Raw genomic sequence first — 13001 nt, 5'->3', positions numbered from 1 at the left:
CTATACCTGGACGGCGTCACAGAACGAGCAGAGTCCGATCGACGAGAGCTTCAACTTCCAGGACAAGAACGGCCTGTCCCTGAAAGCCGACGTGGCGGTCAGCTACCATGTCGATCCGCAGCGCGCCTCGATCCTGTTCCAGCGCTACCGCACGGACATGGACCAGATCATCGCGGGACCGCTGCGCAACGAAATCCGCAATGCGATCGTCGAGCGCGCGGCACAGCTAGGCGTCGAGGAAATTTACGGGTCGCACAAGTCGGAGTTGATCGCGACGGCGCAGAAGCGGGTGCAGGCTTTCTTCGCGCCGGTTGGTTTGCAGGTCGAGCAGCTCTATTGGGCGGGCAATATCGGCGTGCCCGATCAGGTGCTGACACAGATCAACGCCAAGATCGCCAATGAGCAGGCGGCGCTTGCCGCGCAGGCGAATGTGGCGACTGCCAAGGCCAATGCGGACGCGCGCGTCGCCAAGGCGCAGGGCGATGCCCAGGCGATCCAGGTAGAAGCGGAGGCGATCCGTACCAACCCCGAGATCGTCCAGATGCGCGCGGTCGAGCGCTGGGACGGGCGGCTTCCTACCTATACGGGCGGCGGTCCTCTCCCGTTTCTGAATGTCAAATGAGGACAGGCCGCGCGGCAACGCCGCGCGGCCCATCACCAGGATGACTGGAACCAGGCAAGCGCCTTCTCCTGCTTGCGCTGGGCGACCTTGAAGCCCTCCAGCGCGATCGGCGCTGCCTCCTCGGCGGCGTCGAGATATTTCGCCCACCATTCCATCATTTTTCGCCGATGCGACAGATAGCGCGCCGAATTGTAAACGCCTCTGACGCCGCGCGGCATGTGCGCCAATTGCATCTCGATCCAGTCGGGCATGAAATGCCCCGATTCATTGAGCACCGTGCTCGCCAACGACCGGAAACCATGGACGGTCGCCTTCCCGCGCAGCCCCATGCGGTACATCACATCGAGCATCCGGTTTTCACTGATCGTATCCGAACGGGAGCCCGCGACCGGGAACAGATATTTGCCCAGCCGCTCATTGCCCGCCTTGCCATAGGGATTGATGTCGCGGATCTTGCGCAAAAGATCGACCGCCTGGGGCGGCAGCGGCACCAGATGCTCGGAACGCATCTTCATGCGCTCTGGCGGTATGCGCCAGAGCGGTTCGTCGCTTCCCAGCCCTTCAAATTCGCTCCATTGGGCAAAGCGCGTCTCCTGGGTGCGCACCATGGTGAGGATTGTCCATCGAAGCGCGAGATGACTGAGTTCTGAGCCCTCGTCTGCGCTGAGGCGGGCATAGAATTCGGGAAGATCCTTGATTTCGATCTTGGCGCGGTGGCGAACCGGCGGCGGCTTGATCATGGCCGCCGACAGGTCGCGGCACGGATCGGTTTCGCAACGACCGTCGGGAATGCCGAAGCGGAAGATCTCACTGCAATGATTCTTGATGCGATGCGCCATCTCGTAGGAACCCCGCGCCTCGATCACGCGCAAAGCTTCGAGCATCGTGCGCGGCAGGATGGAACGGACGGGCTGATCACCAATGATGGGGAGGATGTCGTTCTCCAGCCTCCCCTCGATGAGGCGGGCATAGCGAGGCGACCAGGCCGCACGGCGAGCCTCAATCCATTCCCGCGCCAGCATCCCGAAGGTGACCTTGTCGGCGACGGCCTGAAATTTCGCTTCCTTCTTATGCGCGATCGGATCAACGCCAGCGGCCAGCAGGTTTTTCATCTCTTCGCGCCAGACCCGCGCACGATGCAGGCTGACGGCAGGATATTCGCCGCCGTCGATGGTCTTCTGTTTGCCCTCGAAACGATAGGCGAGACGCCAGCGCTTGCGCCCCAGCGGCACGGCAAAGATGTGGAGACCTCCGCCGTCGGACTTCTTGATCGGCTTGTCGAGGGCGACGAGGGTGTTGAGCAATTGATCGGTCAGCATGAACGGAACTCCGGCTCTGCTGTTCCGGGTCCGGTCCTGCGCAACCGCTTTTTCCGTCTTCGATTCCTGTTTTTACCAACAGGCTGACCAACAAATCGCATGAGACTGCCCGATCGGAATGGCTCCTGTGTGGGACAGAATATACGAAACAAGCCATTGAAAACAGGCCATTTTTTTGAACCCCTTGAGACCTTGTTGGTCATAATGGGCCAAAATAGTGGCTGGGGCGGCAGGATTCGAACCTGCGCATGGCGGTACCAAAAACCGCTGCCTTACCGCTTGGCTACGCCCCAGCATGGACCGGCCGTGTGCCGGTGCGGACGCCATATAGCGGCTCTTGCGTGAAAGGAAAGCCTGGTCATTATTTTCCGGAGACGCCAATATGCAGGCCCTGAACGTCCCTTCAAAGTCTGGAATCCGCTGGCATGCCCGTTCAAAGCTCTCCCCCGGCCGCAGCCACGTCCCAGATCGCGCCCGCTTCGCCCCTCTTCCTGCGCGAGGATGAAATCCGGCGTGGAATAGAGATGCTTTATTTCGGCTATTCGGCCCTCACCCGGTCCATTGACGAGGGGTTGGCGGCACAGGGGCTGGGCCGGGCGCACCACCGGGCACTCTATTTCATCTCCCGGCAGCCCGACCTGACCGTCAAGGAACTGCTGCGCCTGCTGGCGATCACCAAACAGTCGCTGGGACGGGTGCTCAACGACCTGATCGAGCAGGGCTATATTGAAACCCGTCAGGGCGCCAGCGACCGGCGGCAGAAACTGCTGCGCCTCAGCCCCGCCGGAATCGCGCTGGAGGCTGAGCTTTTCCGGGCGCTGCGCGAGAAAATGGCGGCCGCCTATGCGCAAGCAGGGCAAGGATCGGTCACTGGATTCTGGCGGGTGCTGGAAGGGCTGATCCCCGATCAGGACCGATCGATGGTGTTCGGCTTGCGCGGTCGCTGAAAGTCGTTTCGCAACCTTATCGCTCCAGCAGCGCTTATCACGCTGTCGTTGATCGCAATGAGGATGAACCATGCGCAAATCATTTCTGGCCACCCTGTCCGTGCTGACCCTGATGGGCGTGTCGGCCTGTTCCGAAAAAGCCCAGAACAATCTGGAAAATGCAGGATCGACGATCGGCAATGATGTCAGCAACGGCGTCAGTCGCGCCGGCGAAAAGATCGACAATGGACTGGACCAAGCGGGCAACGCGATCGATGAAAGCAGTTCGAAAATAGGTGCGGCGCTGGAAAATGCGTCCCACGACGCAAAGCGCGAGGCGGACGACGCCAAACGGGATATCGGGTCGGCCATGGAGCGGGCAGGCAACGACATCAAGAAGGACTGACCGCCGGGCGCCGCCCCTATGCCGGGGCGGCGCTTGACCTGAACGGCCAATGGCAGCACCAGCTTGTCATGCACGGTGCCGCTCCCCCCTCTTATTCCCCATTCCGGTTGATTGTCGGACGTCCTGAGTTCGCGCTGATCGGTGCCACATTCCTTTGGGGCGGGACGTTCCTGATCGTCCATCATGCGATGCGCCAAAGCGGGCCATTTTTCTTCGTGGGCCTGAGGTTCGGGACCGCCGCTCTCATTGCCCTGCCCTTCGCCCTGCCGATCCTGCGTGGGACCACAGCGCGGGAATGGCTGGCGGGGGGAATGATCGGGTTGGGCATTTTCGGCGGCTATTCCTTGCAGAGCTGGGGATTGCGGACCATCCCCAGCAGCACTTCGGCCTTCATCACCGCGGCCTATGTGCCGCTGGTTCCGCTGTTCCAATGGGCGATCCTGCACCGCAAACCCCGGCTATCCAGCTGGGCCGGGGTGATACTCGCCTTTGCGGGATTATTGTTGATCGCAGCCCCGAAGGATGGGCTGTCGCTGGGCAGGGGAGAGGCGCTGACGTTGATCAGCACCTTTGCCATCGCGCTGGAGATCATTTTCATCAGCCTGTGGGCCGGACGCGTGAATGTCGCGCGAGTGACCCTGATCCAACTATCGACGGCCTCCCTGCTGGCCTTTGCCTGCATGATTCCGGCCGGAGAAGCTGCCCCGCCCTTTTCCTGGTTCGTGGTCGTCTCGGCCTGCGGACTTGGGCTGATGACGGCGGTGATCCAGCTCGTCATGAACTGGGCGCAACAAAGCGTGTCGGCGACCCGTGCAACGCTGATCTATGCCGGGGAACCGGTATGGGCCGGGCTGATCGGCTGGATCGCGGGCGACCGCCTTCCCCCGCTGGCCCTGCTGGGCGGCGGGCTGGTGGTCGCCGCCATGATCGTTAGCGAGTTGCGGTTCGATAAGAAGGCTTAACGCCGGAAGACCGGCGGGCGCTTCTCAAAGAAGGCCGCGAAAGCCTCCTGCGCCTCGGCGGATTTGAGCGCTTCTGCAAACAGCCGCGCTTCCTCCTCTATGCGCTGCTTCAGAACGGCGGGATCACCCTTCATCAGCCGGCGGGTTACGGCCAGGGCCTGGGGCGGCTTGGTCATCAGCGCCGCGGCCTTTTGCCGGGCGTGATCCAGCAGGGCATCACCCGATACGATCGCGGTGACCAGCCCGGCCCGATCGGCCGTCTCCGCATCCATGGGTTCGCCCAGCAGCAGCATAGACGCGGCCTTGGCATAGCCGAGCGTCGCTGGCGCCAACAGGCTGGAGCCTGCCTCCGGAACGATGCCCAGATTGACGAAGGGCATGACGAAGCGCGCGTCGGGCGTGGCGTAGATGAGGTCGCAGTGGAACAGCATGGTCGTGCCCACGCCCACGGCCAGCCCCTGAACCGCGGCGATCACGGGCTTTTCGAAGGCGGCAATGGCGCGGATGAATTCGAAGGCGGCCTCGCCACCCTCCGGCCCGGCCATGAAATCCTTAAGGTCATTGCCCGCGCAGAAGGCGTCGCCCTTGCCCGCGAACAGGATGGCGCCGACTTCCGGGCGCGCGGCCGCATCGGCCAGGGCCGCCGTCATGGCGCGATACATGGCGGCGGTCAGCGCATTCTTCTTGTCCGGCCGGTCGATATGGATTTCGACAATGCCCTTATCCTCGACGATGGCGATCCCTTCGCTCACGATCCTGCTCTCCTGATCTGTGTACCAGCCGCGACTGTTGGCGGATCGAAGGAAATGCGTCTATCCTTTTCTGATCTTCCTGCCTAAAGCCGGGCCAATGAACCGGCTTCGCGAAATCCTTGATCCATTCCTGCTGCTGCTGATCTGCACGGTGACGCTGGCATCTTTCCTGCCCGCGCAGGGCAAGGGAGCCATCCTTGCCGGGGAAGCGGCGGACGCTGGCATCGTGCTGCTGTTCTTCCTGCACGGCGCCAAGCTGTCGCGCGAGGCGATCTGGAGCGGGGCCAAGGCGTGGAAGCTCCATCTGGCGACGCTGGGAACGACCTTCATATTCTTCCCGCTGGTCGGACTGGCGGCGCAGCATGTGACGGTGCTTCCCTTGCCGATGCGCGCGGGCGTGCTGTTTCTCACATTGCTGCCGTCCACCGTCCAATCATCCATCGCCTTTACCGCAATCGCGCGCGGCAATATCGCCGCCGCGATCGTGAGCGCCTCCTTTTCCAACCTGCTGGGTATCGTGCTGACCCCGCTGCTGGTGGCGGTGCTGATGGAAAAAAGCGGCAGCGGAAGCCTGATATCCCTGTCGTCAGTCGAGAATATATTGTTGCAACTGCTGCTGCCCTTTGTCCTGGGCCATCTGATGCGACCGCTGATCGGAAATTTCGTGGCGCGGCACAAGACGCTGGTGGGGCGGGTGGATCGCGGGTCGATCCTGCTCGTGGTCTATTCCGCATTCAGTGCGGCCGTGATCGAAGGGTTATGGCACAAGGTGTCGAGGGAGGAATTGCTGCTGCTGGCGATCGCCTGCATCGCGATTCTCATCATCGTGCTGGCCTTCACCCTCTTCCTGGGGCGCCTGCTGGGCTTCGCGCGCGAAGATGCGATCGTGCTGCAATTCTGCGGATCGAAGAAGAGTCTGGCATCGGGCGTGCCCATCGCCGGCGTGCTGTTCCCGCCGAGCGCGGTGGGTCAGCTCTTGCTGCCGATCATGCTGTTCCATCAGGTTCAGCTCATGGCCTGCGCGGTGCTGGCGCGGCGTTATGGCGCGGCGGCGGAGGTCAAGCCTCAACTGGCGACCGGCTGAAGGACGGCCAACCGGGCCTGATAACGAAAAGTCCCGGTCCGCAGTGATATGAAGCCTTCGGCTTGCCGCTCGCCGGCCTTTGTTATACGATTGTATAACATTGGCGGGGAGGATGTCCGGGAGCGCGGGGCAGAATGCACCTATCGGTATCGACCGCCCCGCATACCCCAGTTGGGGGATGAATGCCGGGTGGCTTGGGTCTAATATCGGCCCGTGTGCCTTGATGATCCCCGAAATGCATTCCGAACCGCCTTTCTCGCACCAGTGCCGGACGGGCGCCGGGACATGATGGCGGGCGACCGCATCCCGGTGCCGCGGTAGGATGGAGAAGGGCCGCGTGACGAAGCGCTACGACGCGATCATCATCGGAGCGGGACATAATGGGCTGGTTTGCGCCTTCTACCTGGCGCGGGCCGGCTATAAGGTTCGCATCCTCGAACGGCGGAATATCGTCGGCGGCGCGGCCGTGACCGAGGAATTTCATCCCGGCTTCCGCAACTCCGTGGCGAGCTATACCGTCAGCCTGCTTCATCCCAAGGTGATACGCGACATGCGGCTCGTCGAGCATGGCTATCGCGTGATCGAGCGGCCGATCAGCAATTTCTTCCCCCAGCCCGACGGCCGCTATCTGAAGCTGGGCGGCGGGGTCGAGCGGACGCAAGCCGAATTCGCGAAGTTCAGCGCGAAGGACGCCGCTGCCCTGCCCGCTTATTATGCCGCGCTGGAAGTGGTCGCGGATGTGTTGCGCGACATGGCTCTGCAAGCGCCCCCCAATGCCGGGGACGGCCTGTCGATGATCGTGAGCGCCCTCAAGCAAGGGAGGCGGCTCGGCGCGCTTTCGCTGGAGCAGCAGCGCGACGTGCTGGAGCTGTTCACCAGATCGGCACGCGGTTTCCTGGACGGCTGGTTCGAGAGCGAAGCCGTCAAGGCGGCTTTCGGCTTTGACGCGGTGGTGGGGAATTATGCGTCGCCCGATGCGCCGGGGAGCGCCTATGTGCTGCTGCACCATGTCTTCGGTGAGGTGAACGGGAAGAAAGGCGCATGGGGTCACAGCGTCGGCGGCATGGGCGCGATCACCCAGATCATGGCGCGGGTCGTGCGTACCATGAGGGTGGAGATCAGCCTGGAAGCGCCAGTGGCGAAAATATTGGTGGATGGCCAGCGCGCCGTGGGCGTCAGGCTGGAAAGCGGCGAAGAGGTGATCGGCGGCGCTGTGATCGGCAATGTCGGGCCGAAGCTGCTCTATGAGCGGCTGATGGGTTCCAGCGATCTGCCCGCGGACTTCCTGAAACGCATCCGGGGGTTCAAGGCCGCTTCGGGCACCTTTCGCATGAATGTGGCGCTGTCGGCGCTGCCGGACTTCCCCTGCCTGCCGGGCGTGGGGGAGCATCATCAGTCGGGCATCACCATAGCGCCGACGCTCGGCTATATGGACCGCGCCTTCATGGACGCGAAGCGCGACGGCTGGTCGCGCGAGCCGATCGTCGAAATGCTGATCCCCTCGACAGTCGATGAAAGCCTTGCGCCGCAGGGTTGCCATGTGGCGAGCCTCTTCTGCCAGCAATTCGCGCCAGAGCTTCCCGAAGGACGAAGCTGGGACGATGAGCGGGAGGCGGCAGCGGACCATGTCATCGCGACGGTGGAAGCCCTTGCGCCGGGCTTCGCGCGATCGGTGATCGCACGCGATATCCTCTCGCCGCTGGACCTGGAGCGGAAATTCGGTCTGGTCGGCGGCGACATCATGCATGGCAATATGACGCTGGACCAGCTCTGGGCAGCACGGCCGGTGCTGGGTCATGGCGCCTATCGCGGACCGCTCAAGGGGCTTTACATGTGTGGGGCCGGTACCCATCCCGGTGGCGGTGTCACCGGCGCGCCGGGCCATAATGCCGCGCGGGTGGTGTTGAAGGACCGGGCGCTTCCAGGACGGTGGCTCGGACGCAGCTGAGCTGCCCTTGCTGGCTTGCCCTCGCCCTTGCGCTCGCCTAAAGGGTCGGTTCATGCCCGACATCACCGTTCCGTCCCCATCGCCCGACCTGACCGGCCGGGCGCTGTTTCCGCATCGGCATCTGCTGTCCATCGCGGACCTGAAACCTTGGGAAATCCGCTTCCTGCTCGATGAGGCGGAACATTGGGCGAAGAGCAACCGGAACGGCGCGCGCAAGCATGACGATCGGCTGACGGGCATGACGCAGATCAACGCCTTTTTCGAGAACAGCACGCGCACGCTGCTGTCGTTCGAGATTGCCGGCAAGCGGCTGGGCGCCGACGTGGTCAACATGCATGCCGGACAGTCCAGCGTAAAGAAGGGCGAAACGCTGATCGACACCGCCATGACGCTGAACGCCATGGCCGCCGACGTGATCGTCATCCGCCACGCCAGTTCGGGCGCCGTCGCGCTGATCGCGGGCAAGGTGGACTGCCCGGTGCTGAATGCGGGCGACGGCTGGCACCAGCACCCGACGCAGGCCTTGCTCGACGCGCTCACCATCCGGCGGCGCAAGGGCGGGTTCGAGGGGCTGATCGTGGCGATCTGCGGCGATGTGCTGCACAGCCGGGTGGCGCGGTCGAACATGCTCTGCCTCGCCGCTCTGGGCGCGCAGGTGCGGGCAGTCGCGCCGCCGACGCTGATGCCGCCGGAGGTCGAGATGCTGGGGGCAACGCCCTATCATCCCATGGATGAGGGGCTGGACGGGGCCGATGTGGTGATGATGCTGCGGCTCCAGAATGAGCGGATGGACGGGGCCTTCATCCCTTCGGCGCGGGAATATCATATGCTTTACGGGCTGACGCCGGAACGGCTGGCCATCGCCAAGCCCAATGCCCTGGTGATGCATCCCGGCCCGATGAACCGGGGCGTCGAGATTTCGAGTTCGGTGGCGGACAATCCTGACCGGTCGGCGATTACCGAACAGGTGGAAATGGGGGTCGCCATTCGCATGGCCTGCCTGGACGTGCTCACTCGCAGCGCGCGTGGGGTGCAGGGATGGTCTTGAATATCCCGGCCAATAGCAAGGACTCGATGGGCATGAGCAGGCTCGCCGTCATCAACGGGAAACTGGCCGATCCGGCGGGCAAAGGCGTCGGCAGCGGCGTCATCCTGATCGAAGGCGACCGGATCGTCGGGGCGGGCGATGTCGCAGTGCCAGACGACGTCGAGGCGATCGATGCGGGCGGTATGGTGGTCGCGCCCGGCCTGATCGATCTGGGCGTGTTCGCGACCGACAAGCCTGCCTTCCATTTCGGCGGGATCACGCGGGCGGCGCTGATGCCGGACCAGTCCTCGCCCTTGGACGATGCAGGCCTCATCCGGCAGGCGACGCGGGCGGGCAAACCCGATTTCTGGGTGCATCCGATCGCGGCGGCGACGCGGGGCCTCAAGGGCACCGAACTGGCCGAGATCGGCATGATGCAGGCCGCAGGCGCCAAGGCCGTCGGCACGGGACGCCAGTGGATCGCCGATTCGGGTGTGATGATGCGAGTCTTGTCCTACGCCTCCGGGCTGGGGCTGACCGTGATCACCCATGCCGAGGACAGCGGGTTGGCTGGCAAGGCCGTCGCCACCAGCGGCGAGACGGCAACGCGGCTTGGCCTGCCGCACGCGCCCGCCTGTGCCGAGGCGATGGCGATCGCCCGCGACATCATGCTGGCGCGCGTGACGGGCGCGGCGATCCATTTCCGGCTGGTGACGACCAAGGCGGGCTTCGACCTGATCCGCGCCGCCAAGACGGAAGGTCTGAATGTCACCTGCGGCATCAGCCCGGCCTATCTGTTCCTGTCGGACAATGCGGTGACGGATTTCCGAACCTTTGCCCGCCTTTCCCCGCCATTGCGGTCGGAGGATGATCGCAAGGCGTCGATCGGGGCAGTGGCGGACGGGACGGTCGACGTCATCACATCCAGCCATGATCCGCGCGGGCCGGAGGACAAACGCCTTCCCTTCGCGGATGCGGCTCCCGGCATGGCGGGGGCGGAAACGCTGCTCGCGCTTTCGCTCAATCTGGTGCGCGAAGGCCATGTGTCGCTCAATCGCCTGATGACCCTGCTGAGCGCCAATCCCGCAAGGATACTCGGCATCGATGCGGGAAGCTTCGCGCCGGGCAGCGCGGCGGACCTGATCTTCATCGATCCCGATACGCCATGGATCGTCGATTCGACGAAAATGGCGGCGCAGGCGGGAAACACGCCCTTCAATCGGGTGCCGGTGCAGGGCCGCGCGCGCAAGATCATGAAGGGCGGCGTTTTCCTCTGATTTCCCCCTTGCCCTACCCGGCAGGCCACGTTAAAGCGCCCTCCTTCGCCGGCACAGGAGTGTAGCTCAGCTGGTAGAGCGTCGGTCTCCAAAACCGAATGCCGGGGGTTCGAGTCCCTCCACTCCTGCCAAGCATTAGCCCATGAAACCTTGCAGAACCAAGGGTTCGCGGCTAAGGCGCCAAGCGAAGATGGGTCGCGGAGCCAGCGGCCGCACCCCCGGACGCCAGACAGGGCGGGATCGGGAGGGCGGACTGTTGCTTCGCGCTTTGGTGTTTGTTCGAAGGGTTTGAGACAGGCGATGGCGAAGGTTTCTCCGGGCGAATTCGTCAATCAGGTGCGGACCGAAGCCAACAAGATCGTGTGGCCCACCGGCCGCGAGACGATCATGACGGGCGTGATGGTGGTCATCATGACCTCGCTGCTGGGCCTGTTCTTCTTCGGCATCGACACCTTCTTCGGCGCGATCGTTCAGTGGCTGCTGGCATTCGCCGCCGGGCAAGCATGAGTTTTTTGATTGCCGCGATTTCCAAGCAAATCGCCAAGGTCGGGAGTTTGAGACGGTAACATGGCGCGCTGGTACATCATCCACGCCTATTCGGGCTTCGAGAACAAGGTCAAGGAATCGATCCTGTCCGAAGCCGAGCGCATGGGCCTCTCCCAGCTGGTCGAGCAGGTGGAAGTCCCCACCGAGACCGTGACCGAGGTGAAGCGCGGCAAGAAGGTGCAGGTCGAGCGCAAGTTCATGCCCGGCTATGTCCTCGCCAAGCTGGCGATGAACGACGATATCTATCACCTCGTCAAGAACACGCCAAAAGTGACAGGATTTCTGGGTTCGTCCGGCAAGCCGCAGGCGATCAGCGAGAGCGAGGCCGCGCGCTATTTCGGCGCCCAGAAGGAAGCCGAGGCCGCACCCAAGCACAAGGTCAATGTCGATTACGAGATCGGCGACAGCGTCAAGGTGCTGGACGGCCCCTTCGCCAGCTTCAACGGCACGGTCGAAGAGCTGGATTTCGAAAAGAACCGCGTCAAGGTGTCCGTGTCGATCTTCGGCCGCGCCACGCCGGTCGAGCTGGACTTCGAGCAGGTCGAGCTTTCGAAGTAAGAATTCCCTTGTGCTCCTGCCAAGGCAGGAGCCCAGGGTTCCAGGCGCTGCGCAAGCCGCTCCTGGGTTCCTGCTTTCGCAGGAACGCAATATTCCCTTCGGGGAATGTCGTGCGGAAGGGGTTCTTCGGGACCCTGCTTGACCGCTAAACTTGAACCGGGAGACGGGCTTGCCCTTCTCCCAGCAACAGAGTGAGTGAAAATGGCCAAGAAGATTACGGGCTATATCAAGCTCCAGGTGCCCGCTGGAGCCGCCAACCCCTCGCCGCCGATCGGTCCGGCGCTGGGTCAGCGCGGTGTGAACATCATGGAATTCTGCAAGGCGTTCAACGCCTCGACGGAAAAGATGGAAAAGGGCACCCCGCTGCCGACCATCATCACCGTCTATGCGGACCGTTCGTTCAGTTTCGTCACGAAGCAGCCGCCCGCCACCTACCTGATCAAGAAGGCCGTCAACCTGAAGTCGGGCTCGAAGGAGCCGGGCAAGGTTTCCGCCGGAAAGATCAAGCGTTCGCAGCTTGCCGAGATCGCGCAGGCCAAGATGGCCGACCTGAACGCGAACGACATCGACGCGGCGACGAAGATCATCGAAGGCTCCGCCCGCGCGATGGGCCTCGAAGTGGTGGAGGGCTAAGACCATGGCAAAGCTGACGAAGAAGGCGAAGGCCCTGGCCGCTGCCATCGGCAAGGAAAAGCTGCACGGCGTTGACGAAGCGCTGGGCCTCATCAAGACCCACGCGACCGCCAAGTTCGACGAAAGCGTCGAAATTGCGATCAACCTGGGCGTCGACCCGCGTCACGCCGACCAGATGGTCCGTGGCGTCGTGACCCTGCCCGCCGGCACCGGCAAGGACGTCCGCGTCGCCGTGTTCGCCCGTGGCGACAAGGCTGAAGCCGCGACCGCCGCTGGCGCCGACGTGGTGGGCGCCGAAGACCTGCTCGAATCGATCCAGGCGGGTAACATCGACTTCCAGCGCGTGATCGCCACCCCCGACATGATGGGTCTGGTCGGTCGCCTCGGCAAGGTTCTGGGCCCCAAGGGCCTGATGCCGAACCCGAAGCTCGGCACCGTCACCCCGAACGTCGCCGAAGCGGTCAAGGCCGCCAAGGGCGGTCAGATCGAATTCCGCGTCGAAAAGGCCGGCATCATCCATGCGGGCCTCGGCAAGGCCAGCTTCTCGGCTGCCGACCTGCGCAAGAATTTCGACGCGTTCGTCGATGCGATCGTCAAGGCCAAGCCCTCGGGTTCGAAGGGCAAATATGTCCGCAAGATCGCCCTGTCCTCCTCGATGGGTCCGGGCGTGAAGGTGGACGTGGCAGAAGTCGCTTCGGTCTGATCCCAGACGCAAACAGTTAAGGGGAGCCTCCTTCCTCCGCGCGGGGAAGGAGGCTTTCTTCTTTTTTGGGAAGCCTTGTGATAAGGGGCTCCTTGTCCGGCCGGTTGGGGCCGGATCGCATTGCCTTTCTGAAGGCAAGAGAACGGGTTATTCCACCGTCTGCATTTCAAAAGATAGAGCGGGGCTTTGCAAGGCCCGGCCCGAACGGATGAGAGCGTGGAGCGCACCCCGATAGGAA

Annotated in this window: 14 protein-coding genes and 2 tRNA genes; 13 read left to right on the top strand and 3 right to left on the bottom strand. The window is 63.3% G+C overall.

Annotated features, from left to right (window positions below):
• Positions 1–622 (top strand): SPFH domain-containing protein (locus MJ601_RS08110; protein ID WP_242125160.1); only part of this gene is annotated, 622 nt, incomplete at its 5' end.
• Positions 623–654: 32 nt separating this feature from the next.
• Here MJ601_RS08110 and MJ601_RS08105 read toward each other — a convergent pair.
• Both MJ601_RS08105 and MJ601_RS08100 read right to left on the bottom strand, forming a co-directional pair.
• Positions 655–1941 (bottom strand): tyrosine-type recombinase/integrase, encoded by a 1287-nt coding sequence (locus MJ601_RS08105; RefSeq protein WP_242125158.1) that lies wholly within the window; start codon positions 1939–1941, stop codon positions 655–657.
• 218 nt (positions 1942–2159) lie between these two features.
• Positions 2160–2234: transfer RNA gene (locus MJ601_RS08100), tRNA-Gln, on the bottom strand.
• 132 nt (positions 2235–2366) lie between these two features.
• Between MJ601_RS08100 and MJ601_RS08095 the strand changes: the two genes are divergently transcribed.
• The 3 genes from MJ601_RS08095 to MJ601_RS08085 all read left to right on the top strand — a co-directional run bounded on the left by MJ601_RS08095 (position 2367) and on the right by MJ601_RS08085 (position 4235).
• A complete protein-coding gene (locus MJ601_RS08095; protein ID WP_242125156.1) occupies positions 2367–2888 on the top strand; it encodes a MarR family winged helix-turn-helix transcriptional regulator in 522 nt (173 codons plus the stop codon).
• 70 nt (positions 2889–2958) lie between these two features.
• A complete protein-coding gene (locus tag MJ601_RS08090; protein WP_242125153.1) occupies positions 2959–3273 on the top strand; it encodes a hypothetical protein in 315 nt (104 codons plus the stop codon).
• A gap of 68 nt (positions 3274–3341) precedes the next feature.
• Positions 3342–4235, top strand: coding sequence for a DMT family transporter (locus tag MJ601_RS08085; protein WP_242125151.1), 894 nt, complete (start codon positions 3342–3344; stop codon positions 4233–4235).
• On the opposite strand, the gene MJ601_RS08080 is transcribed toward MJ601_RS08085, so the two are convergent.
• Positions 4232–4987 carry an enoyl-CoA hydratase-related protein gene (locus tag MJ601_RS08080; protein ID WP_242125149.1) on the bottom strand — a complete coding sequence of 252 codons (756 nt, stop codon included), beginning with the start codon at positions 4985–4987 and terminating at the stop codon, positions 4232–4234. The genes MJ601_RS08085 and MJ601_RS08080 overlap by 4 nt on opposite strands.
• A gap of 97 nt (positions 4988–5084) precedes the next feature.
• Between MJ601_RS08080 and MJ601_RS08075 the strand changes: the two genes are divergently transcribed.
• The 9 genes from MJ601_RS08075 to rplA all read left to right on the top strand — a co-directional run bounded on the left by MJ601_RS08075 (position 5085) and on the right by rplA (position 12763).
• Complete coding sequence (locus MJ601_RS08075; RefSeq protein ID WP_242125146.1) at positions 5085–6071, top strand: bile acid:sodium symporter family protein; 987 nt, start codon at positions 5085–5087, stop codon at positions 6069–6071.
• A gap of 337 nt (positions 6072–6408) precedes the next feature.
• Complete coding sequence (locus MJ601_RS08070; protein ID WP_491572892.1) at positions 6409–8019, top strand: phytoene desaturase family protein; 1611 nt, start codon at positions 6409–6411, stop codon at positions 8017–8019.
• Positions 8020–8071: 52 nt separating this feature from the next.
• Positions 8072–9067 (top strand): aspartate carbamoyltransferase catalytic subunit, encoded by a 996-nt coding sequence (locus MJ601_RS08065; RefSeq protein WP_242125143.1) that lies wholly within the window; start codon positions 8072–8074, stop codon positions 9065–9067.
• Between the two features lie 32 nt (positions 9068–9099).
• Positions 9100–10323 carry a dihydroorotase gene (locus tag MJ601_RS08060; RefSeq protein ID WP_242125141.1) on the top strand — a complete coding sequence of 408 codons (1224 nt, stop codon included), beginning with the start codon at positions 9100–9102 and terminating at the stop codon, positions 10321–10323.
• Between the two features lie 55 nt (positions 10324–10378).
• Positions 10379–10454, top strand: a tRNA-Trp gene (locus MJ601_RS08055).
• 169 nt (positions 10455–10623) lie between these two features.
• Positions 10624–10830, top strand: a complete 207-nt coding sequence (secE, locus tag MJ601_RS08050) for a preprotein translocase subunit SecE (protein WP_242125138.1) — start codon at positions 10624–10626, stop codon at positions 10828–10830.
• Between the two features lie 60 nt (positions 10831–10890).
• Complete coding sequence (gene nusG, locus MJ601_RS08045; RefSeq protein ID WP_242125136.1) at positions 10891–11427, top strand: transcription termination/antitermination protein NusG; 537 nt, start codon at positions 10891–10893, stop codon at positions 11425–11427.
• A gap of 201 nt (positions 11428–11628) precedes the next feature.
• Positions 11629–12060, top strand: a complete 432-nt coding sequence (gene rplK, locus MJ601_RS08040; protein ID WP_013040886.1) for a 50S ribosomal protein L11 — start codon at positions 11629–11631, stop codon at positions 12058–12060.
• 4 nt (positions 12061–12064) lie between these two features.
• The gene (gene rplA, locus MJ601_RS08035; protein ID WP_242125134.1) at positions 12065–12763 is read left to right on the top strand and encodes a 50S ribosomal protein L1; all 699 of its coding nucleotides are present in this window, start codon (positions 12065–12067) and stop codon (positions 12761–12763) included.
• Positions 12764–13001: the final 238 nt, after the last annotated feature.

This window comes from Sphingobium trunci, assembly GCF_022664535.1.
In the GTDB taxonomy this organism is placed as follows: Bacteria; Pseudomonadota; Alphaproteobacteria; order Sphingomonadales; family Sphingomonadaceae; genus Sphingobium.
Note: the sequence above shows the minus strand (reverse complement) of the source record. Positions and strands in the feature narration are given on the sequence as shown.